The sequence below is a fragment of the Marivirga lumbricoides genome (assembly GCF_014636295.1).
In the GTDB taxonomy this organism is placed as follows: domain Bacteria; phylum Bacteroidota; class Bacteroidia; order Cytophagales; family Cyclobacteriaceae; genus Marivirga; species Marivirga lumbricoides.
Window position 1 is genome coordinate 131,848 of record NZ_BMEC01000011.1, and the last position, 22,957, is coordinate 154,804.

Genomic DNA, 22,957 nt, shown 5'->3' on the forward strand with positions numbered 1-22,957 from the left:
ATAATAGTAAAAATGGCTCTTAAAATGGCATCAGATTTCGACAGGTTTGACGAATATGATGAAGAGGACGATGATTGGGATGATAATGATTCCTTTGATGATGACGACATTGACGATGTAGATGAAGATGAATTTGATGATGATTTCGAGGATGATGACGATTCCGTAGACAACATTAGATTCGAAGACATTGACGATTATGATGAAGAAGACTACGACTCAGGTGAAGATCCTGATTTTGATAACTTCTAATCATACTTGAAACAGCCTCGATTTTGTATCGGGGCTGTTTTTTTTTATAGCTATACAGGAAATATTCTTCCAGCCATTAATTGGGCCTCATTAAAAGCTTCTTTATCAATTCCGACTGATGCATTTAAAGTATCAAAACAGGCTATCATCTGCTCAGTAGCCATATTGCCTACTAAATCATCTTCAGCCATTGGACACCCTCCAAAACCTTTTATTGCGCCATCAAATCTTCGGCAGCCTGCTTTATAGGCAGCAGTAACTTTTTCATTAACAGATTCCGGAGTGCTGTGTAAGTGAGCACCGAATTCCACCTGAGGATATTTAGGAATCAGCTCATTAAAAATCCAGGAAATATTTTGAGGATTGGAAACGCCAATAGTATCAGCCAAAGAAATTATTTTAACTTCTAAGGTCAGTAACTTCTGTACAAATTCCTCAATATAGGAAGCATTGTAAGGATCACCATAAGGGTTACCAAACCCCATGGATAGATATACTACCAGTACTTTGTTGTGCTTAATGCAGAGGCTTTGAATTACTTTAAGATCTTCCAATGCAGTTGCAATGGATCTTTTAGTATTGCGCTGCTGAAAAGTTTCTGAAAGAGATAACGGGTATCCTAAATATGTTACCTGAGAAAACTCCACCGCCTGCTCCGCCCCTCTTTGGTTAGCCACAATGGCGAGAATTTTAGAGCCGCTTTCTGACAAATCAATTTTATCAAATACTTCGGCCGTATCACGTAATTGCGGAATGGCCTTTGGCGAAACAAAACTGCCCGCATCTATTGTATCGAAGCCAACTTTCAATAACTGGTTTAAGTAATCTATTTTTGATGCTGTAGGAATAAAATCATGTAATCCCTGCATAGCATCACGTGGGCATTCAATAATTTTTACAGTACTCTCTTGATTATCTTGCATAACCAAAATTAAGAATTCCTGCTTAATCAGGAAAAGAAATAACAACAAGGATTATAATGTTGCCTATTTTTAAATAATTGCTTTCATCTTCTTAAATTTCGGTTTCGAACTAAATCAAAACTGTGGGAATAGTCATTAAACAAAGTGCGTATGCTTCAGCCATCAGCTATATTGGTGTGGTGATTGGGGCTGTAAACACTATATTTTTACTCCCCGAATTCTTCTCACCGGAAGATTTAGGACTTTACAAAGCCGTATTTTCTATGGCCATACTACTTTCACCATTTGCGCAAGTAGGGTTGGCACGCAGTACCCTCCGGTATTACCCTCGTTTTGATAATAGCCCTAAAACATCAGGAAGGTTTTTAGGTCTTATTTTGATATTAGGCTTCTTTACTATTTCCCTTTTTATTCTGCTCTTTCAATTGGTAGATGATTGGGTATTTGCATTTTTTCAACAAAAAGCACCAGAGCTAATCAGGTATTACTGGCTCATACTTGTGTTAGCATCCATCATGGTATACATCTCTATTTTTGAAGCCTACTATAAAGCATTATTAAACGTTGTAGTGCCTACTTTAATGAAAGAACTCATGCTTAGAGTGGTTGTAGGCTTACTGGCCATACTCTACTTCTTAGATATAATTTCATTTGAATGGTTTCTTAATTACACAGTGATAAGTTATGTACTAAGTTTATTTCTGCTGATAGCTGTGCTGATTATCAAAAAACAAATCCATTTGAATTTATTTATTTTTCAAATAGATAAAGCCTTCATTAAAGAACTGTTAAAATATATGTTTTTTATAATGGCAGGAGCCGTTGGCTCCGCCATTGTACTTCAAATTGATCAGTTGATGGTTACGGGGTATCTTGGCCTAAAGGAAAATGCTGTTTACGTAATTGCCTTTTTCATGGCAACGGTTATTGAAATACCAAAAAGGGCGATAGCACAAATGTCTGATTCCATAATTGCTAAGTCGTTCGAATTCGAAAGAATGGATGAAATAAAAAAAATTTACAAGCAAAGCAGTATTAATCAGCTCATTTTAGGAAGCTATGTTTTTCTGTTGATTGTGATGAACCTGGATAATATTTACCAAATTATGCCTAAAGGAGAGATTTACGAAGCGGGAAAATGGGTGGTAGTATTAATTGGTATGGGTAAAATAGCTGAGATGGGCTTCGGTGTAAACTCAGAAATCATTATTTCTTCTAAACTTTACAAAATAAATATTGGATTTGTACTTTTACTGGCCCTACTTACAATTGCTTTAAATGTATTATTAATTCCTACTTATGGTCTGATAGGTTCGGCCATTGCTTCATTTGCAGCACTTTTCTCATTTAACCTTATTAAAATGATTTTTATCTGGAACAGGTTCAAGTTTCAGCCTTTTTCCTGGTCTACATTATCAGTTTTGTTGATTGCAGCCATTACATTTATAAGCATCTACTTTGTACCTCAGCTGGAAAACCCAATTATTAACCTGCTTTGGATAAGCCTTCTGCTTACACTCATATTTGGTGCTTTAATTTTATTATTTAAACCCTCTCAGGAGATTCACAAAATGCTCTTACACCTGAAAAATAAAATTACACCTTAAAAAAATTCTTAATTTGTTCGCATACATAATAAATCTCTTCTTCTGTATGGGCAGGATGAATAGGCAGTGAAAGCACTGTAGCTGCAGCTTCTTCAGCATTTTGACAGGATGTTTTATACTTTAAAAAAACCTCCATTTGAGTTAGCGAATTAGGATAATGAATATCAGTTTCTACACCTTGCTCCTCTAAAAACTGCCTCAACTCCTCTCTCCTATCTGTTCTAATTACAAACTGGTGATAAACATGGCCGGAATAATTACCTGGAAGTTGGATGGCAGTACCAGACAATTCCTGATGATAAATATGTGCCAGCTCCTGCCTTCTGCTATTTTCTTTATTGAGAAAAGGAAGCTTAGCCGCTAAAACTGCTGCCTGTAACTCATCTAAACGGCTGTTCCTTCCTAGTTGTACATGCTTATTTCTTATAAGCTGACCATGATTTGCCCACTTTTTATAAGCATTCGCCATCTTTTCATTATTGGTTAATATACATCCACCATCACCTAATGCACCTAAATTTTTGGTGGGATAAAAACTAAATGCAGCTACATCACCAAAAGTACCTGACATGTTACCTCCGGTAGAGGCACCATGCGCCTGTGCACAATCTTCAATTAATAAAATCCCGGCATCTTCACAGAGTTGTTTAATTGCTGTAATTTCAGGATGAACCATACCAAATAAATGTGGTAGAATAATCGCTTTTGTTGCCTCTCTTATTAACCCTTGAAGATCGTTTGAGAGAATCCCATAGTGCGACAGGTTTATATCTGCAAAAACAGGAGTAGCACCAACTAATTCAATAACAGAAGCATCAGAAAACCAGGTAAAAGATGATGTAATCACCTCATCTCCAGTACCTATTTCATGGGCACGTAAAATAATCTCCAGCGAATCGGTGCAATTAGCAGTAGAAATAAAATAGTTGATACCTATGTATTCCTTGAAAGTTCTTTCGAATGATTCAGTATAATATCCATTAAAAAAAATGCCATTATTCATTACATCATTCACCGCATTTATTACTTCAGCAGGGAGCGGACTGAGGGTTAGGAATGGAATAGTTTTTTGAGACATTCTTTTAAAGTATTGATTACATTTATATCTTCAAAGCTAAATATATAACAGAAAAAATTTGCCTTCAGACAATCCTTTTTGAGATATAATTAGGCTTTCAGAAAGCAATTAAGTTAATTTTGATTTTTATTACACAAAAATTACAATGAAGAAAGTAGCCATATTTACCTCCGGAGGAGATGCCCCGGGAATGAATGCATGTATAAGAGCCTCTGTAAGAGGCGCTATTTATCATGGAGTTGAGATTTTCGGTATTTACAGAGGATATGATGGGATGATTGAAGGGGATATTGAACCGATGAATTCTTATTCTGTAAGCAATATTATTCAAAAAGGAGGTACAATTTTAAAATCTGCCAGAAGTATAGAGTTCAGGACCAAGGAAGGCAGGCAGAAGGCTTATGAACAACTTCAGAAATTTGGCATTGAAGGATTAATTGCCATAGGAGGAGATGGTACTTTTACTGGTGCTAAAGTATTTTATGAGGAATTCGGAATTCCTACCGTTGGTGCGCCAGGCACAATAGATAACGATTTATACGGAACAGATTATACTATAGGCTTTGACACAGCAGTAAATACCGCTTTAGATGCCATTGATAAAATTCGTGATACTGCAAACTCCCATAATCGCTTATTTTTCGTAGAAGTTATGGGGCGTGATTCCGGCTATATTGCAATCAGATCGGGTATTGGTGGAGGTGCTGAGCTGGTAATGGTACCGGAAACTGCCACTTCAATCACTGAAGTAATTAGTACACTTCAGGAAGGCTGGAATCGAAAAAAAACTTCTTCTATTGTAGTAGTGGCAGAAGGCGATGAAGAAGGAAATGCGATGGAAATTGCTGAGAAAGTGAAAAGCCAAATTCATATGAAAGATGTTAAAGTTTCCATTCTGGGCCACATACAAAGAGGTGGCACACCAAGTGCTCAGGACAGAATATTGGCCAGCCGCTTAGGTTTAGGAGCCCTTGAAGGTTTACTCAATGGAGAAAAAAATGTGATGGCAGGTATCATTAATGAGAAACTTGTTTACACTTCATTCGAGGAAAGTATAGGTAAAACAAAAGAATTGAATCAGGATTTAATAAGAATGGTGAAAATACTAAGTGTCTGATCTGCCAAAAAACACCTACATTTTATTAAAATGAATTTTTAGAGCTCTTTTTGGGTTATTACTCGCTATTTCATTAAATGAATGATAAATAACAATGGAATTTAAAACAACACTTGAAATAAAGCCTTCAGAAGAGAAAATCCACCCCCACTTTAAGGTGGTTTCTATAGGTTCTTGTTTTGCTGACCACATCGGTCATAGGTTTGAGGAAATGAAAACAGATATTCTGAGTAACCCGTTCGGAATTATCTACAATCCTATTTCTCAAATGCGTTTAATTAATTTATGTCTTGATAACCAACCACTTAATCCAGAACATATAGTAGAAAACCAGGATATTTATAATCATCTTGATGCGCACAGTATGTTTGGCAAAAAGAAGCTTGAAGAACTTCAAAAAGGAATTCAGGAAGCTTCTGATTCATTAAAGAATTACCTGGAACATTCAAAAGTATTGATCCTAACTTTCGGTACGTCCTGGGTTTTCCGCTACGAGAAAACAAAAGAAATTGTAGCCAATTGCCATAAATTACCTTCTCAAAATTTCACGAAGGAACTTTTAAGCATTGAAGATATTACAAGTGAAGTAATAAGCACACTTAAAAAACTGAAAGAAGTAAATCCGGCTATCAGAGTGATACTTACAGTGAGCCCGGTGAGGCACATCAAAGAAGGTATTCCTGAAAACATGTTAAGTAAGTCCATTTTACGGGTTGCTGTAGATCATATAGAAAAAGCGCTGCCGGACATTTCCTATTTCCCGGCTTATGAACTCATAATGGACGATTTGCGCGACTACCGCTTCTTTGGGGAAGATATGATCCACCCAAACCTGATGGCCAGGAATTATATTTGGCAAAAATTCAGGGAAACTTATTTCTCTGATGCACTTTTTACTTATTGCGATAAATGGCAATCCATTAAAAATGACTTAAACCATAGAGTGATGAACCCCGGCTCAATAGAACACGTTCAGTTTCTTGAATCCTTATTAAAGAAATTAGAAAAATTCTCGGTGATAGGAAACGTTAATGCTGAGAAAGAATACGTGCAAAAAGAATTGGAAGATGCCAGAAGCCAATAAACTCATTCATGAAACCAGCCCTTATTTATTACAGCATGCCTATAACCCTGTAAATTGGCAGGCATGGAATGCAGAATCTTTAAAAGAAGCCCAAACACTTGACAAGCCCATTCTTTTAAGCATAGGTTATGCCGCATGCCACTGGTGCCATGTGATGGAGCATGAATGCTTTGAAGACGAAGAAGTAGCTCAAATTATGAATGAGAACTTCGTCTGCATTAAGCTGGATAGAGAAGAAAGACCTGATGTGGATCAAATTTATATGGATGCCATCCAAACCATGGGGCTAAATGGTGGTTGGCCCCTCAATGTATTTTTGATGCCCGATCAAAAACCATTTTACGGAGGCACTTATTTTCCGAAGAAAAATTGGATGAGCCTGCTGGATAATGTTGCAGTGGCTTATCAGAAAAATAGAGACAAACTTGCGGAATCAGCAGATAATTTTGCGGAAGCCTTAAGCACTTCAGAAATAGCAAAATTACAAGTTGCTGATAATAATAAAGTTTCTTTTTCTGCCACTTCATTATCGGAGACTTATAAGCAACTGTCAAAGTATTTTGATGAAGATAATGGCGGCACAATTGGTGCACCGAAATTTCCTATGCCTGTTATCTGGCGGTTTCTCACTAAATATGCCAGCTTAAATAACCATAAAAGTGCTACTGACCATTTTAGCTTCACTTTAAGTGCAATGGCGCAAGGGGGAATTTATGATCAGGTGGGCGGTGGATTTGCACGTTATTCAGTTGATGCAGAATGGTTTGCACCCCATTTTGAGAAAATGTTATATGATAATGGTCAGCTAATTAGTTTATACGCTAATGCTTATCGTTTCACAAGACAGCAATACTTCCACCTTATATTAAAAGAAAGTATCGATTTTGTTAAGAGGGAATTGATGCACGAAAATGGAGGGTTCTACTCTGCCCTTGATGCTGACTCAGAAGGTGAAGAAGGAAAATTCTACGTTTGGACAAAAGAAGAATGGCAAGAAGTTTTAGGTGATGACGCTGAGTTATTGGCTAAGTTTTACAATATTCTCCCTCAAGGAAACTGGGAGAAAGGCTGGAACATCCCTTTTCAGCATAGCAATGCTGAAGCATTTTGTAAGGCAGAGGTTATCGATTTAGATCTATTCCTACAAAAACTTAAAAAGGCAAAAAAGAAGCTACTACAGAAAAGAAGTAACAGAGTGCGGCCCGGTCTTGATGATAAAATGTTGTGTGGATGGAACGCGCTGATGCTCACAGGACTTTGCGATGCTTATAAGGCTGATAATAATGAGGAATACCTTCAAATGGCAAGGGGAAATTTTGAATTTATTATCAGTAAACTCCTCAAAGGAAATAAACTGCACAGAAACTATAAAAATGGAAAATCAACTTTAGATGCCTACCTGGAAGATTATGCACTTACCATTCAGGCTTTTATAGCCTATGCAGAGGTTTCCGGCAATCTTGATGCTTTACATAAGGCCAGGGAATTGGCAGACTATACATTAGCTAATTTTTACGATGAAGCAGAAAAGCTGTTTTATTATACTGATGCTCAATCGGAAAAATTAATTGCTAGAAAAAAAGAAATTTTTGATAACGTAATTCCAGCCTCTAATTCTGTAATGATGGAAAACCTGCATTGGCTGGGTATACTTAGCGCTGGTTCTGACTATCTGGAAATTTCTGACACAATGCTTCAACAGGTGGAGCATTTTATTAGCAAGGAGCCAAGGTATATGTCCAATTGGGCTTCTGCAGCTACCCTAAAAGTGCATAATACATATGATGTTGTCATTATTGGGCCTGAAGCAAAAAATATGCAGCAACAAATGTGGGCTCAGTTTCACCCTAATGCATTAATTCTAGCAAGGGAAGAACCTACTGAAATAGCATCTGTATTTAAAGGAAGGGAATTATTGAACCAACAAACTACTATATTTGTGTGTCAGATGAATGCCTGCCAAAAACCTGTGAATACTGTAGGCGAAGCTATTGAGCAACTTAAAAGATGAGTCAATTAAACCTTCAAAGTAATTTCCCGGAAAGTAAACAGCCCACACTTTTTGCCAAAATTCTTTTACCACTTCCACTGCCTAAAACCTTCACCTATAGAATTCCGAAAAATCTACAGGATCTCATCAATGTAGGTGTTCGCGTTATAGTGCCTTTTGGAACCAAAAAAATAACTACCGGTGTAGTAAAGGAAATTCAGCAGACTCCTCCTGAAGGCTATGAAGCTAAGTACATCCTTGAGATTTTAGATGAATTTCCGGTTTTATGCAATCAGCAATTCAGGTTGTTTGAATGGATGGCTCAATACTATATGTGTACGGAAGGGGAAGTAATGAATATAGCGCTGCCTTCAGGAATGAAATTAAGTAGCGAATCCAAAATTCAACTGAATCCTGCTTTTAAGCTTGAGCAAGCTAACTTTATTTTTAGCGAGCTTGAACTGGTAGTGCTCAATTTACTTAAAAAAGAAAACTTACTCTCCTATCAGCAAATAGCGGAAATCAGTAATACCAAGCAAAGCAGCCTCATTATTAAGGATTTACTAAAAAAAGAGGCCATCATCCTCATTGAACAGGTACAGGAAAAGTATAAGCCAAAGACAGAAAAAGTAGTGAGACTGCATCAGCAATATTTGGATAAGCAATCCTTAGCTGCTTTAATGGACGAGCTTGAGAAAAAGCCAAAACAGTTGGACGTGCTTCTAAAATACCTGCAAGAAGTACCGGTTTTTTCTGAACCGGAGAAAAACGAATCCGGATTGGAAAAAAAGGTTTTCAAGCCGGAAGAATTTTCAGCTTCTTCCCTATCTACCCTTATCAAAAATGAAGTTTTTGAAGAAATGGAGGTGATTGTATCACGACTGGATTACTTAAGCAGAGGGAAAATAGTTGATACAGAAATACAGCTCAGTGATGCTCAAAACACCTGTAAAGAACAAATAATCCAATCTTTTCAGGAATTTCCAGTCACACTTTTACATGGTGTAACAGGCAGTGGCAAAACAGAAATCTATCTCTCCTTTATTAAAGAGGTGATAGAAAGCGGGTCTCAGGCATTATTCCTTCTTCCAGAAATAGCTATCACAACCCAAATGATCCAGCGTGTGAGAAAGCTCTTCGGAGATCAGGTAGGTGTGTACCATTCCAAATTTTCTGATGCTGAAAGAGTGGAAGTATGGCAGGGCGTGGCAGAAGGAAGGATTAACTTTGTAATTGGAGTCAGATCATCTGTGATGCTTCCTTTCAACAATCTCTCCTTAATAGTGGTAGATGAAGAACATGAAAGCAGTTACAAGCAATATGACCCTGCCCCAAGATATCATGCAAGAGATACTGCCATAGTTTTAAGCCAGATTCATCAGGCACAGATTTTACTAGGTTCTGCTACACCGGCTTATGAGACCTTTCACAATGCCCATAAAGGCAAATACGGGTATGTAAAACTTGCAGAAAGGTATGGAGAAGGAAAACTGCCTGACATAGAAATTGTGGATATGCGAAAGGCAGTAGCTAAAAAGCAGGTAACAGATGACTTCAGCCATGTTTTTCTTACCGCTATGCAAGAGGAACTGGAAAAAGGTAATCAGGCCATCATTTTTCAAAACAGACGAGGTTATGCGCCTTACCTACAGTGCGAAACCTGTGGATGGATTGCCGAGTGCGAAAATTGCTCAGTAAGCCTGACTTACCACATGCATCAACATGAATTAAAATGTCATTACTGTGGATTCCGCCAAAAGAGTCCTGCTGCCTGTTTAAAATGTGAGTCTACTGCCCTCAAAATGAAAGGTTTTGGTACAGAGAAAATTGAAGATGATTTAAAGCTTCACTTTCCTGACACACGTATTCAGCGGATGGACAGAGATACCACCAGGAAAAAATATAGTTACCAGCAGATTATTGAAGCTTTTGAATCCGGTGAAACACAGGTTTTAATTGGTACGCAAATGGTAAGCAAGGGCCTGGACTTTGAGAATGTCAGTTTGGTAGGTATAGTTGATGCAGACCGAATTATGTACTATCCTGATTTCAGAGCTGAAGAACGAGCCTTTCAATTGATGCTGCAGGTAAGCGGACGTGCAGGTCGGAATAATAAGTCGGGCAAGGTGATGGTGCAGACTTTTCAGAAAGATCATCCGCTCTTTCATTATCTTATTAATTATAATTTTGAAGGGTTCTATCAGCTTCAGCTAAAAGAAAGACATTCATTTTTTTATCCTCCATTCTGTAGAATTATCAGGATAATACTAAAAGGGAATCAGGCAAATATCACCAGAAGTGGAGCACAAAACCTATACAATGCGCTATCTCCCATAATAGGACAAAAAAGGTTGTTAGCACCTCATGAACCTATGATTGCTAAAATCAGGAACATTTACCATATGGAAATATGGGTTAAATTGGAAAAAGGTTACCCTCTGGAAAATACAAAAAAACAGATTATTGAATCTGTTGAGAAGATGAAGGAAAATAGTCACTTCAGAAAATTGAGGGTAGTATATGATGTAGATCCCCAGTAGGTAACAAAAAAATTATCCTTTCAAATCTTATTCATGTTAAGTTGTAACTACAGCAGAAGCTCAACGTTAACATTGCTATAACTTAATTTTTTAATCACTAAATTTTTTAATTATGAATAAGGATATAATTGCAGGGAATTGGAAAGAAAAATCAGGTAAGTTAAAGCAGAAATATGCAGAACTTACTGATGACGATTTAAAATACTCTGAAGGAAAAGAAGAGGAGCTTGTTGGAAAAATCCAGAAAAAGCTAGGAGTAGGAAAAGATGAAGCTGAAAAGATAATCAGCGACATTTAATTGGAATAAAAGGCCTTAAAATTTTAAGGCCTTTTATATTTTCTAATAACGTCTTAATTCCGCTGCTTAGTAATCGAAATGTCTTTTGGAAAATGGAATTTTCTTAATTTCTTCAATATTTTCCAAAATCTGATCTAATGTGTCATGTAAATCAGTTGAATCAGGTGCCATACCTGAGAAAATGTCTTCTAGTTCTTCTTCCGACATTTTTTTCAACTTTTTAATCAATTTATCGGATTTTTCCAGAAATTCATATTCATCTTTGGAGGCTTCAGCTACTAATCCAAACTGAACAGTAAGGTCATTGTCAAACTGTTCTGCTTCTTCAATTACTCCTTCGTATGTTTCTTTTGATAAATTATCAGTATCCATTTAAAATTACATTGTTTAACAAAGGCGAATATAAAATATTATTATTCTAAATTCTCCTCAAAAAGCTTTAAAATTCTACTATATTCATCCGTCCAGCTGCTTGGCTCTACAAAACCATGATTTTCAACCGGATAGACTGCCATTTCCCAATTCTCCTTGCCCAATTCAATCAATCGTTGAGCAAGCCTCACCACATCCTGAAAATGAACGTTAGTGTCCACCATACCATGGCAAATCAAGAGAGCCCCTTTCAATCCATCTGCATAATAAATAGGCGAACTCATCCTGTAAGCAATACTATCCTGCACTGGTGTATTTAATATATTACTTGTATAACCATGGTTATAATGAGCCCAATCAGTAACTGAACGCAATGCTGCGCCTGCAGCAAACACATCCGGAGTGGTGAACATAGCCATTAACGTGATAAAACCACCATAAGAACCTCCATAAATTCCGATTCTGTCAGCTGCTATCCCATGTTCTTCTACCAGGTATTTAGCACCATCTACCTGATCTGTTAGGTCTTTCCCTCCCATATGTCTGTAAATCGCAGTCCTCCAATCGCGTCCGTAACCTGCGCTTCCTCTGTAGTCAATATCCATAACGGTATATCCTAAATCAGCCAATAAATTATGAAACATATATTCTCTGAAATAGCTGCTCCACCAATGGTGAGCATTTTGTAAATATCCAGCGCCATGCACAAAAATTACCGCAGCACCATTTGGATTCTCCGGTTTGTAGATACGTGAATGTACTTCTTCTCCATCTCTTGCCTTAAAAGTAATTACCTCAGCCTCTCTCCATGGGTACTCCTCAAAAGCCTTTGTGGTAGACTCAGTGATTTGTTTTTCTTCCCCCGCGCTACCAATAGCAGGATTATTGGTAATAAACAATTCAGTGGGTTGATTGGAAGCTGAGTATAACAAAGCTACTTTTTTATCATCAGGTGAAAAGAACGCTTCACTTTTACCCCTTTTGCTTGTAAGGGCAATCATTTTACCCCCGCTCACAGGCATATAATAAACATTTCTGATGCCAGGATGCTCCGGATTGGCCTTGAAATACCAGTATTTTTTATCAACACTAATGCTTGGCTCATAAATTTCAAATGTTCCTTTAGTCAATGCTTTCTTCTTCTTTTTTGCAAGATCAACAGTATATAGATGAGAATAGCCTGATTCTTCAGACTGAAAATAAATGCTCTTACCATCTGGCATAAATCCTAAAACACTGCCTCCGTAGGTCCAGCCAATACCTGGCCCGCCTATCCAGGCTTCATCTCTTTGTCTGTCCAACACTTCCAAATCACCAGTCTCAGGATTTACCAAGGCAATCCAACGGTCTTTATTATCTTTAGACCGAATATTAACAACTAAATACTTTCCATCTTCTGACCAAATTGGCTGGTTGGAAATTACTTCCCTTTCAGCATTGCCTTTTCTGTTATAATCACTTTGATAATCAGCAGGCTCTTCTATTCCTTTCAGCTTATCAGTCTGCAGGAAATATATGCTGTCAGTTTTTAAGTTATAGATTCCTACTTTGGCATCGGACATATCGCTGCCTACTTTAGATCGGGCATTTAAGTCTTCTGTGTAGCCTGATTCATCCAGATAATCAGGCACTTTGGTACCCTTTGTCTCGGCTCGTTTAAACAAAGTAAAGGTGATATAATCCTGCTTCGGACTAAGTTCTATCCCTCCTATTGATTGTCCTTTTAAATAATAGGTCGCAGGCCTGTCTATTTTCTGTAACTTCCTGTACTTACTTTGTTTTTCATCAGTCTCTTTTCTCTCCTTCAGCACCTGAATTAAACTCAGATTATCCTGTTCCAACCATTTATCTTGCTCAGATTGGCCGCCTCGGCTCCATGACTTATTGTCTTTAAAATCTGTTAACTGACTTACAGAACCATCTTCAAGAGTAATCAAAAACAAATTATCATCATGAATATAAGTGATTTGATTTCCATCAGCCGTAAATGAAGGATCTGATTCATTTCCAAGCGTATTAGTCAGCTGCTTTATTTTTCCGCTAGCTTTTGAATAGATAAACAAATCACCATTTCTGCTATAAACTTTTAGAGATTTATCCTTATTATAATCCCCTCTTCTTGAAGGCAACATTAATTCTTCTCTCCAATTCACCATCTCCGGAGTACCACCCTCTACAGAAACTTTGTATAACGAATCAGATGGATGTTGCTCCGGATTCCAACTAAAATATAAAGTTTTACCATCTTCCGACCAGAAAGGATCTGAGGGGGAAGTGCCAACCCAACCTTTAGGGTCTTGCATAATTTTTTGAACAGAAAGTTCACTTTGCTGTCCGTAGGCAGACACAGTTACACTAGTAAAAAGTATTAAAAGAATTCTATGCATTGATGTTCATTTTTTTCTGACATGAAGATATAAATATAAAAGATAGCAGAGAAAATGGATTACATGAATGGTAATGAAAACAGTATTAGAAAAGAGTTGCACACATTTAAAGCAAATGATTTGTATGAAAAAAAATAGAGATGGATTAACTTTTCTTTAAGTAATATTTCAAAGTATTTATAAACTATCATAATAAGAATATCTCTACTTTATATAATATCTAAAATTTACAAATCAATTTTTCTGTGTAATATTTCTATTCATAAAACACAATAAAAACTATTTAATCGTTAGCAGGCCCTTATCAGGGAAAATAGTTAAAATTATAACTACCCCCCAACTTATATTGATTAACTAATTAAAATACAGCAAATTAAAAACAGAATAAATATTCTAAACTATAATTTTAAGAATACAACATTTTACATGTTAATTTTATATTACTATTTATTGAGAAATCCTTAATCATTTAATAGTCGTTTAACCAAGGTAACTTTTAAGACAAAAAACTACTTTTATCATTCGTAAAACAAAAAAAACTATGAAGAAAAGTTACAACCAAAAGCTTATTAGGCCACTAAAAAACTTATTTTTTATTGCCATATTAAGCACATTAGCAACATTTACTGTTAATGCTCAAGAAAGAGAAAGCATTACACTTTGGGATTTCAATAACAACACCCCTGAATCAAATACAAATTGGGCTCAACCTATTTTACCAGCTCAAGGTAATGGTCAGATAAATTTTGAATTTTCTGAAGCTTACAGTTTTGGAGGGTCTACTGCAGATTTAGAGGGGTTCAGCGTAACCTCATCAGGTGGCTCATTTGCTCCTCGAGGAGGCGAAGATGAAACTAATAATGGACGTTCTTTCACTATTTCATTGTCCACATTAGATTATGATAATGTTAAATTAAGCTACGCCACACGAGGAACCTCAACTGGTTTCCAAACACAAACTTGGACTTACTCAATAGATGGTGGCACCACTTTTACCGATTTGCAAGTAATAGACGGAATAACCTCATCCTTTGAATTGAAAGAAATTGATTTAAGCACAATTGAGGAAGTTAATAATATTGATAATTTATTATTGAGATGTATTCTGGATGGAGCAACTTCATCCTCTGGCAATAACCGCTTTGATAATATCCGAGTAACGGGATTTAATACTTCTGATGATGGCGGAGAGGATGACTTCTTCACTCCTTTTACTCTCAATACTGTTACTTTACCATTCACAGATGACTTTGAAGAATGCACCACAGGTTTTCCTGCTAATTGGAATGTAGTAACTCCAGAACAGTCTAATCCTAATACAGAAGCGTGGTTATGTAGTGAGTCTGGTCAATCAGGTTCAGGCCTAAGAACTAATGGCTTTGCAGAAGGTGCACCAAGAGAATTAGACACATGGCTTATTTCACCCAAGTTTGCTGTTGAACAAAATACCTTCGTACAATTTGCCATGGATAGAAGATTTGATGGACCTGAACCTCAATTTTATGTATCATCCACCTTTGATGGTTCTGAATGGGATGAAAGTCTTTGGGAAGAAATAGAAGTCAATTTTCCTGCACCAGCAGGCTCAGATGGCAATTGGAGTACTGTCTCAGTGGATTTATCAAATTACGAGAATTCAGAGGTAGTAATCGCTGTAAGATACATTTCTAATAGCTCAGGAGCAACAAGGATAACTTTAGATAATTTTGAAATCAAAACATTAATAGACATTCCTGTTTCAACGAACGAAATCAGCTTTACGGAACCGGTGGGATCAGGCAGTTCTTCAGCACCACAATCATTCACTATTTTAGAAACTACTACTACTGAAGATTTAACATTAACAGCCTCTTCTTCCTTCGAATTATCAACTTCAGAAGAAGGTCCTTTTGAAAGCACTTTGACCATTCCTGCTGCTGAATTGGCTACCGAAACCCACATTTTTGTTCGCTTTACCCCTAATTCAGGTTTTAGCGGTGTAGTGGAAGGCAATATCGGTTTCAGCATCAACCCAAATGTGAATATTGCTTTAACTGGTTTGGAACAAGGGTCAGCACTTCCTTTAAACTATTCCGAAGATTTCAATGATCCCGATCTTTTTGAACAGCCTGAATGGCAAAGGTATCAGGAAGTTGGTGCTCAAAACTGGCAGATTACTGATGAGACAAGAGATAGCAACCGCCCGTTTGTAGCAGTGATGAATGGTTTTGCGGGAGGACCTCAGGAAAATACCACCTGGCTCATCAGTCCGCCAATTAATATGGCTACGGAAGACGAATACATATTAATGAGTTTTGATACTCGTTCTTTCTTTAATGAAGCTTTACCCGCTTTGAAACTACTGGTATCTACTGATTATGACAGATTGGGAGACCCAACAGATGAAGCCTACACCTGGACAGCACTCAATGGACAGTTCCCTACCTCAACGGGGGTTTGGAAAAGCACAAATGACATCAATTTATCAGCTTATAAAAATGAGGAAAACCTGAGTGTTGCTTTTGTGTATACTTCAAACCCAACAGAAGGTGCCGCAGAGTGGATGGTTGACCAGTTTGAAATTACTACAACCAATGAAGCTCCTACCCCATTTTTATCAACCAATAATTACGCTTTAACGGATTACTATTTTGGTGTACTGGAACCAGGTACATCATCCGAGTCAAGGGAAATCAACATAGTAGGGCAGAATTTCCAATCTGATGTTACATTTACTGCTGATGAGGGTATAGAAATCTCAACTGATGGAGTGGATTTCGCATCAACACTGGTAGTGGATGAAGCTGCTATTGCCAATAGCGCAGATTATACTTTGCAGGCAAGAATGACAGCTCCGCCTAATGAAGGTGTATTAGCACAGGCGGGTGGCATTAGGATTTCCACTGAAGGAATAGCAGATCAGCGATTTGGCTATTTCAATCACACTACTATAGAAAAAGACATCACATTTGATGTTGTTACCTGGAATATCGAATGGTTTGGTGACGCCAACAATGCTACTACAAGCAACGTGCAAACACAACTGGAAAGAGTTAAGACCATGGTATTAGATTTGGATGCTGATGTATATGCTTTTCAGGAAATCACAAATCTTGATATATGGAATCAGCTGGTAAGTGAACTAGAAGGCTATAGAGGGGTAGTTTCACCTGAAGCCTCTCAGGGAGCAAATGAATTTGAAGGAGCACAAAAGCTCACTTTTCTTTTCAAAACTGCCTCAGTAGATACCATAAGAACAAGAGCATTGCTAACCGGAGTTAATGTAAATACTGATTTGCCAGATTATCCGGGAGGTGACCCTACAAGGTTCTGGGCAAGTGGAAGGTTCCCGTTTATGATGGATATTGTAACAAATATAGACGGTGTAGAGCGGGAAATAAGCCTGATAAATGTACATGCACGTTCCAACGGTGGTGGAGAGTCATCAGGAAACCCAAGATATGCCATGAGAAGATACGATGTGGAAGTTCTATATGACTCACTTGAAGCATATTACAGCGACAAATCTATCATTATGTTGGGCGACTATAATGATGATGTAGATGAAACCGTTGCTGATACAGGGGCAGCTACTGTACCTGACTCAGGAGAATCTTCCTTTTTTAAATTCCTAAGTGATGAAGATTATAGGGCAACTACTTTACCTCTAAGTGAAGCCGGAATGAGATCATTCATTTACAACGAAAATGTAATCGATCATATCACTATAAGTAATGAACTTTTTTACGATCATATTGTAGGTGCTGAAAGAGTAGTGATTCCTTATTCTTTAATTCCTGATTATAATAATACAGCTTCAGATCATTTTCCTGTGGAAGCCAGGTTTAAGTTGATATCTGATGAAGTATTAGCTATAACAGAAGTATCTACTTTAGAGTCCATTCAGGTAGCTCTGGGTACTCCATTCTCTCAATTGGAACTTCCTGATAATGTACAGGTGACGCTGGAAGGAGGTTCAACCACTTTAGTTGCAGTAAACTGGAGTTTCGAAGATTATGACGCAAACACTCTCGGACCCAATACAATTGAAGGGGTACTTTCTTTACAGGAAGGTATTTCTAATCCTGATAATTTAACGGCTGCCATTGAAGTAATAGTGAAGCCTGTAGCCATCACTGCGCTCAGAGAGTTTACTCCGTTGGAAGTAGCTTTCGGCACAAGCTTTGAGGAATTAAGCTTACCATCTTCAACATTTGTTACATTGGAAAATGGAGATACTACCCTCCTTTCGATTAATTGGAGTGCAGCGGGTTATAACGCCTCTCAAGCTAACACTTATAATTTGCAAGGAGACTTAGTGTTGACAGAAGGAATTGCAAATCCCGATATCTTAAGGCCAACTATAGAGGTAACGGTAAAGGAAGAAGTTACACTATCAAACAAAAAAGGTCAGGTAAATTTCGAGCTTGTCAATTATCCGAACCCATTTACTACCACCACCACTTTAGCCTTTAATATTAAAATTAGTGGGCAAGTTAAAGTTAGAGTACTGGATATGACAGGAAGGACCGTTTCCACCGTCATCGATAAAATGCTTACAAAAGGCAATCACAAGATAGAATTTGAAAGAAAAAACCTGCCTGCCGGAGTTTACTTTTTTCATATTGAGAACAGTGAGGGAGCACAAGCAAGCAGGATGATAGTAAGGTAAATATTTCAGCTACCTTTTAAAAGCCGATATGTTAAATCAGATACATATCGGCTTTTTGTTTTTACAAGAGTGCCATTGTCTTTTATAATTGTTTTACATCCTGATTTTCAGTATATTTCCAGCATTATGAAAGCGCTCAGAAAAATCGGATATTTTAGTGCATTTATCATTCCTGTCTTAACTATTATTAGCTTCTATCTTGGCGGAATAGCTAATTTATCTACTCTTTTGTTTGTTTATTTATTGATACCTGCAATCGATAGCATTACAGGAAGAGATTTGTCTAATGTACCTAAAGCATCCGTCAGTGAAGTAGCAAATGACTTTTATTACAGGTTCATCACCTACTGCTGGACCTTTTTCCAACTTACATTCATCGCTTGGGCAGCCTTTGTTTTTACCATACACACCCTTTCACTATTTGAGCAGATAACATTTATCATTGCTGTATCACTTTCCACAGGAGGAATTGGAATTACAGTAGCACATGAGTTAGGCCATAAAAAATCTTTATTGGAAAGGTTTTATAGTAAAGTTTTATTGATGACTGTGAGCTATATGCATTTTTATATTGAACATAATAAAGGGCATCATGTAAGGGTCTCAACTCCGGATGATCCTGCTACATCCCGGCAGAATGAAAGTTTCTACGCATTTTGGTGGAGATCAGTAACCCGCGGATATAAAAGTGCCTGGGAAATTGAAAACAAAAGATTGGAACGAAAAGGGATTTCAAGCTTTTCTATTCATAACAATATGATCTGGTTTACGCTACTTCCTTTTATCTTTGCTGGCTTACTTTCTGCTGGGTTCAGTCTGTATTTAGGTTATTTTGTATGGCAACCTATCGTTTTCTTTTTCGCACAAAGCTTTTTTGCATTCTCATTACTAGAAGCTGTTAACTATGTGGAACATTATGGACTGATGAGAAAGAAGATAGATGAGAACAGATATGAGCGTGTGGCACCGCATCACTCCTGGAATGCAAGCCAAATTGTAAGCAACTTCTTCTTATTTCAATTGCAAAGACATTCAGATCATCACTTTAATGCCATTAAAAGATATCAGGTTTTAGACCATTATGATAACGCTCCCCAACTTCCGGCAGGTTATCCTACTATGGTTTTAATGGCTCATATCCCCCAACTTTGGTTTAAAGTAATGAATCCCAGACTAAAAAAATGGAATGAACTTAACCCTGGTACTGATAACGCGAGCCAATAAACTTAAAAATGCTTTTTATTCAACTTTTATCTTACCGGCTAAAATCACAGTAGCCACCCCTGTAAGTACTATGAAAGCAAAAGATAACTGAAGATTCATCCAACCGGCTAAAAAACCTATTAAAGGAGGTCCAATTAAGAAACCGAAAAAAGCCATCGTTGAAACAGAGGCTAAAGCGACACCTGAAGACATCGTTTTGGTTCTTCCTGCAGCACTAAAAACCAATGGTACCACTGAAGAAACCCCGATGCCCACTATAAAAAAACCTAATAGAGCTGTGACGAAATAAGGGGCTAAAATAGAAAGAAGTAAACCTGTAACAGTAAACATTCCACTCACCCTTATCACTCTTTTAATGCCGTACTTCTTGGTAAAATTATCTGCCAGAAACCTGGTTCCGGCCATACTGATCATAAAAGCAGTATATCCTAAGCCCACCCATTTTTCAGGCGCGTTTACTATTTTCTTAAAGTACACTCCACTCCAGTCAAACATAGTACCCTCTGCCAACATGGAACAGAAGGCAATGATACCCAGTAAAACCAAGTGTTTATCAGGCAAGGCAAAAAGAGGTTTATCCCCCCCTTCTTCCTGATCATTCTTAAGCAACCAGTTAAAACTGAACCATGCTGCCACTATACCTGATCCGAAAATAATAGCGTAATGATATTTGATTAGCACATCTGCTCCAATCATAAAAGCTCCTATTGCTGCACCAGCAAAGCCAGCCAGGCTCCACATTCCGTGAAAAGTAGCCATAATGTTTCGCTTAAAATAAATTTCCAGTCCTACTGCCTGCGTGTTAATTGCAATATTAAGCATGTTCCCCATCAGCCCCAGGCAAAAGAGTACAAAGCCTAAAATGTAAATATTTTCAACAAAGCCAATGGTGAATAGGCTCAGCAAATAAAGGTTAATTGACAACTTTGTTACTGTTTTACTATTCCATTTAGCCACCAGAAACCCTGCCAGGGGAAGTGAAATAAAAGAGCCTAAGGGTAACATTAATAACAATGCCCCTAAGGATGTCTCATCTAAATTGAATTTCTCTGTGATAGTGGGTATCCTTGATGCCCAACTGGCAAAAGTTAATCCATAGCAAAGAAATATAATGCTTATAGCAATTCTGGATTTGGTTAAAGAACTCTGAGATTGACTTGTCATAAACAAGCTATGTGAGAATTTAAAATTGAGAATGGTTTTTGTAAATCAAATAAGGAGATACATTGAAAAGTACAATTCTTTCAATAGTACCATTTAGCTTTTCCTCTTCTCAGTAATTTTCTGAGATCTCTGATAAATGCAAGTGCCATGTAAAGCAAAATGGGGGAACCAAAGGCTAAAAAAGAGCTGTAGACGAAAAAAATTCTAATTCTGGAAGTGGGTAAATCCATAATCTCCCCTAGCCTGGTACATACTCCAAACGCCTGATTTTCGATAAACTGCTGAACTTTTTTCATAATTGTGATTAAATTTAAACAATTTAAAACAAACCTCCGTTAAAAATTCGATGAAATTAAATTTCTTTTTGTTAAAAATGATAAATTCATTGCAATAGTAACAATATAAATATAATTTCGCATTAACTTCCAAACTTAATCAAATAATGAATCACATGAAAAATTTATTCTACGCAGCTATCCTTTTAGGATCACTAACCTTTTCGGGCTGTGCATTAAACAAAATGATGAAGGCGGCCGAGGATCAGGCTGTAACAGTTACACCAAACCCATTAGAATTACATGGCGATGAAGTTTCTTTTACAATTGATTACCAATTGCCTGCTAAAATGCTCAAAGAAGGTATCGTATATTCAGTAAAACCATATTATGTATATGGAGATAATGAGATAAGCAATTTAGAACCTTATAACTTTGTTAAAGCTGATTTCCCAAATAGTGATACTGAGCCTGTAACAGCTTCAAAAGAATATTCTTTTCCTTACGAAGAAGATATGACCACAAATGGTGAGTTATTATTACAAGGAACTGCCACGCTTGAGAAAAATGATAAATCTAAGTCTACTGAAAGAAAGCAATATGCTACTGGAATTATCACTACTTCACAAATGGTTACTCCTTCTTACTATGCTTCTTATGCAGATCATGGATATAACAATCAGGAAGAATTAGTTCCAACAAACGTTGCCTTCTATTTCCAACAAGGAAGATCACAATTGAGAACTTCAGAATTAAGAAGTGACCGTGGTCAAAAATTAAACGCTTTTATTGCTGACAAAAACGTAACAAGAACAGTAACTATTACTGGTACTCACTCTCCTGAAGGTCCTGAAAGAATCAACAAAAACCTTTCTCAGGAAAGAGCAAAAGCTATTGAAGATTACTACAGAAGACAAATGAGAAGATATGACTACAAAGGCATGTCAGATTCTATTGAATTTATTTTAAAGCCGGTAGTTGAAGATTGGTCACTTTTCAAAAGTATGTTAGCTGAATATGATGGTATTACTGAAGCTCAGAAAAATGAGTATGTTCAAATTGTAAACGGTTCAGGTTCTTTCGAAGAAAAAGAAGACAGACTACACCAATTAGCTACTTACGATAAAGTTTTCAAAGATATTTACCCAGAGTTAAGAGCTGCTAAAACTGAAGCTTTAACTGTAAAAGAGAAAAAATCAGATGCTGAAATATCTGTTTTAGCTAAGCAAATCACTAAAGAGGAAGCTTCTGCTGACACTTTATCAATGGAAGAATTACTTTATGCTGCCAGCTTAACTCCATCTTTAGAAGAAAAAGCTGCTATCTATTTAGCTGCTACAAAGAAAAATGATGACAGCCCGGTAGCTCATAACAACTACGGTGCAGTTCACTTAGAATTAGCCAAAAATGCGGAAGGTGCTGAAATGAATAACTTAGTTCAGCAAGCTATCACTCAATTTGAGATTTCTCTTAAGAAAGAAGAAACTGCTGAAGCTTATTCAAACTTAGCAGTAGCAAACGCAATGTTAGGTAACTATGAAAAAGCGTACGAAGCAGCTTCTAAAGCTAGTGAAATGCAATTAAGCTCTGACAACGAAAGAGGTTTAATGGGGGTTAAAGGTTCTTTAGAAATTATGATGGGTGATTATGATGAAGCATCTACTTCATTAAACAACGCAACAGATTCTGAAGCTAACATGTACAACAAAGGCTTAGCTCTTCTTTTAAAAGGTGAGTATGCTAATGCTGCAAGTACTTTCGATGAATTAGCTGGTAAAACTTCTGGTGAAGGTATCCACGCTAACGCTCATTACTTAGCTGCAGTGGCTAATGCAAGATTAGGAAAAGATGCTGAAGTAATCAGCAACATTAAAGATGCAACTTCTGCTGACGCTGATTTAAAATCTAAAGCGCTAAATGATCTTGAGTTTGCTAACTATCAGGCAAATGAAGAATTCAGAAATGCTTTAAAATAATTAAAAGTTAATCTATTTT

At 37.1% G+C, this 22,957-nt stretch carries 16 protein-coding genes; 10 read left to right on the plus strand and 6 right to left on the minus strand.

Annotated features, from left to right (window positions below; translation table 11 throughout):
• Positions 1-24 precede the first annotated feature (24 nt).
• On the plus strand, positions 25-252 hold the full coding sequence (locus IEV85_RS16955; protein ID WP_188465630.1) for a hypothetical protein: 228 nt from the start codon (positions 25-27) through the stop codon (positions 250-252).
• 50 nt (positions 253-302) lie between these two features.
• Here IEV85_RS16955 and IEV85_RS16960 read toward each other — a convergent pair whose 3' ends face one another.
• A complete protein-coding gene (locus IEV85_RS16960; protein WP_188465632.1) occupies positions 303-1,175 on the minus strand; it encodes a hydroxymethylglutaryl-CoA lyase in 873 nt (290 codons plus the stop codon).
• 122 nt (positions 1,176-1,297) lie between these two features.
• On the opposite strand from IEV85_RS16960, the gene IEV85_RS16965 reads away from it, so the two are divergent.
• Positions 1,298-2,782, plus strand: coding sequence for a lipopolysaccharide biosynthesis protein (locus IEV85_RS16965; protein WP_188465634.1), 1,485 nt, complete (start codon positions 1,298-1,300; stop codon positions 2,780-2,782).
• On the opposite strand, the gene IEV85_RS16970 is transcribed toward IEV85_RS16965, so the two are convergent.
• The gene (locus IEV85_RS16970) at positions 2,772-3,860 is read right to left on the minus strand and encodes a DegT/DnrJ/EryC1/StrS family aminotransferase (RefSeq protein ID WP_188465636.1); all 1,089 of its coding nucleotides are present in this window, start codon (positions 3,858-3,860) and stop codon (positions 2,772-2,774) included. The two genes, IEV85_RS16965 and IEV85_RS16970, sit on opposite strands and share 11 nt — an antisense overlap.
• Positions 3,861-4,005: 145 nt before the next feature.
• On the opposite strand from IEV85_RS16970, the gene pfkA reads away from it, so the two are divergent.
• The 5 genes from pfkA to IEV85_RS16995 all read left to right on the plus strand — a co-directional run bounded on the left by pfkA (position 4,006) and on the right by IEV85_RS16995 (position 10,889).
• Positions 4,006-4,977, plus strand: a complete 972-nt coding sequence (pfkA, locus tag IEV85_RS16975) for a 6-phosphofructokinase (protein ID WP_188465638.1) — start codon at positions 4,006-4,008, stop codon at positions 4,975-4,977.
• A gap of 94 nt (positions 4,978-5,071) precedes the next feature.
• Positions 5,072-6,061 (plus strand): GSCFA domain-containing protein, encoded by a 990-nt coding sequence (locus IEV85_RS16980; protein WP_188465640.1) that lies wholly within the window; start codon positions 5,072-5,074, stop codon positions 6,059-6,061.
• Positions 6,045-8,072, plus strand: coding sequence for a thioredoxin domain-containing protein (locus IEV85_RS16985; RefSeq protein ID WP_188465642.1), 2,028 nt, complete (start codon positions 6,045-6,047; stop codon positions 8,070-8,072). The genes IEV85_RS16980 and IEV85_RS16985 overlap by 17 nt, the downstream gene beginning before the upstream one ends.
• Entirely contained in the window at positions 8,069-10,591 is a 2,523-nt protein-coding gene (priA, locus tag IEV85_RS16990; protein ID WP_188465644.1) for a replication restart helicase PriA, read from the plus strand. The genes IEV85_RS16985 and priA overlap by 4 nt, the downstream gene beginning before the upstream one ends.
• Positions 10,592-10,703: 112 nt before the next feature.
• Positions 10,704-10,889, plus strand: a complete 186-nt coding sequence (locus tag IEV85_RS16995) for a CsbD family protein (RefSeq protein WP_188465646.1) — start codon at positions 10,704-10,706, stop codon at positions 10,887-10,889.
• Positions 10,890-10,955: 66 nt separating this feature from the next.
• Here the strand turns inward: IEV85_RS16995 and IEV85_RS17000 are convergent, their stop codons facing one another.
• Together IEV85_RS17000 and IEV85_RS17005 are read right to left on the minus strand one after the other, a co-directional pair.
• Positions 10,956-11,261: a hypothetical protein gene (locus tag IEV85_RS17000; protein WP_188465648.1), complete on the minus strand. Its 306-nt coding sequence runs from the start codon at positions 11,259-11,261 to the stop codon at positions 10,956-10,958.
• A 41-nt stretch (positions 11,262-11,302) separates the two neighbouring features.
• Complete coding sequence (locus tag IEV85_RS17005; RefSeq protein WP_188465650.1) at positions 11,303-13,648, minus strand: S9 family peptidase; 2,346 nt, start codon at positions 13,646-13,648, stop codon at positions 11,303-11,305.
• A gap of 541 nt (positions 13,649-14,189) precedes the next feature.
• Here IEV85_RS17005 and IEV85_RS17010 point away from each other — a divergent pair.
• Both IEV85_RS17010 and IEV85_RS17015 read left to right on the plus strand, forming a co-directional pair.
• Positions 14,190-18,299: a T9SS-dependent choice-of-anchor J family protein gene (locus tag IEV85_RS17010; RefSeq protein WP_188465653.1), complete on the plus strand. Its 4,110-nt coding sequence runs from the start codon at positions 14,190-14,192 to the stop codon at positions 18,297-18,299.
• A 75-nt stretch (positions 18,300-18,374) separates the two neighbouring features.
• Positions 18,375-19,523, plus strand: coding sequence for an alkane 1-monooxygenase (locus IEV85_RS17015; RefSeq protein ID WP_229712634.1), 1,149 nt, complete (start codon positions 18,375-18,377; stop codon positions 19,521-19,523).
• Between the two features lie 15 nt (positions 19,524-19,538).
• On the opposite strand, the gene IEV85_RS17020 is transcribed toward IEV85_RS17015, so the two are convergent.
• Both IEV85_RS17020 and IEV85_RS17025 read right to left on the minus strand, forming a co-directional pair.
• Entirely contained in the window at positions 19,539-20,687 is a 1,149-nt protein-coding gene (locus IEV85_RS17020) for an MFS transporter (protein ID WP_188465655.1), read from the minus strand.
• A gap of 80 nt (positions 20,688-20,767) precedes the next feature.
• Positions 20,768-20,983: a PspC domain-containing protein gene (locus IEV85_RS17025; RefSeq protein ID WP_188465657.1), complete on the minus strand. Its 216-nt coding sequence runs from the start codon at positions 20,981-20,983 to the stop codon at positions 20,768-20,770.
• Between the two features lie 155 nt (positions 20,984-21,138).
• On the opposite strand from IEV85_RS17025, the gene IEV85_RS17030 reads away from it, so the two are divergent.
• Positions 21,139-22,938 (plus strand): tetratricopeptide repeat protein, encoded by a 1,800-nt coding sequence (locus IEV85_RS17030; RefSeq protein ID WP_188465659.1) that lies wholly within the window; start codon positions 21,139-21,141, stop codon positions 22,936-22,938.
• The last annotated feature ends 19 nt before the right edge of the window (positions 22,939-22,957 follow it).

Bases quoted from the DNA above. Each gene is read 5' to 3' on its own strand.
- IEV85_RS16955 (WP_188465630.1), top strand. From the start codon at position 25: ATGGCATCAGATTTCGACAGGTTTGACGAATATGATGAAGAGGACGAT.
- IEV85_RS16960 (WP_188465632.1), bottom strand. From the start codon at position 1,175: ATGCAAGATAATCAAGAGAGTACTGTAAAAATTATTGAATGCCCACGT.
- IEV85_RS16970 (WP_188465636.1), bottom strand. From the start codon at position 3,860: ATGTCTCAAAAAACTATTCCATTCCTAACCCTCAGTCCGCTCCCTGCT.
- pfkA (WP_188465638.1), top strand. From the start codon at position 4,006: ATGAAGAAAGTAGCCATATTTACCTCCGGAGGAGATGCCCCGGGAATG.
- IEV85_RS16980 (WP_188465640.1), top strand. From the start codon at position 5,072: ATGGAATTTAAAACAACACTTGAAATAAAGCCTTCAGAAGAGAAAATC.
- IEV85_RS16985 (WP_188465642.1), top strand. From the start codon at position 6,045: ATGCCAGAAGCCAATAAACTCATTCATGAAACCAGCCCTTATTTATTA.
- priA (WP_188465644.1), top strand. From the start codon at position 8,069: ATGAGTCAATTAAACCTTCAAAGTAATTTCCCGGAAAGTAAACAGCCC.
- IEV85_RS16995 (WP_188465646.1), top strand. From the start codon at position 10,704: ATGAATAAGGATATAATTGCAGGGAATTGGAAAGAAAAATCAGGTAAG.
- IEV85_RS17000 (WP_188465648.1), bottom strand. From the start codon at position 11,261: ATGGATACTGATAATTTATCAAAAGAAACATACGAAGGAGTAATTGAA.
- IEV85_RS17005 (WP_188465650.1), bottom strand. From the start codon at position 13,648: ATGCATAGAATTCTTTTAATACTTTTTACTAGTGTAACTGTGTCTGCC.
- IEV85_RS17010 (WP_188465653.1), top strand. From the start codon at position 14,190: ATGAAGAAAAGTTACAACCAAAAGCTTATTAGGCCACTAAAAAACTTA.
- IEV85_RS17020 (WP_188465655.1), bottom strand. From the start codon at position 20,687: ATGACAAGTCAATCTCAGAGTTCTTTAACCAAATCCAGAATTGCTATA.
- IEV85_RS17025 (WP_188465657.1), bottom strand. From the start codon at position 20,983: ATGAAAAAAGTTCAGCAGTTTATCGAAAATCAGGCGTTTGGAGTATGT.
- IEV85_RS17030 (WP_188465659.1), top strand. From the start codon at position 21,139: ATGAAAAATTTATTCTACGCAGCTATCCTTTTAGGATCACTAACCTTT.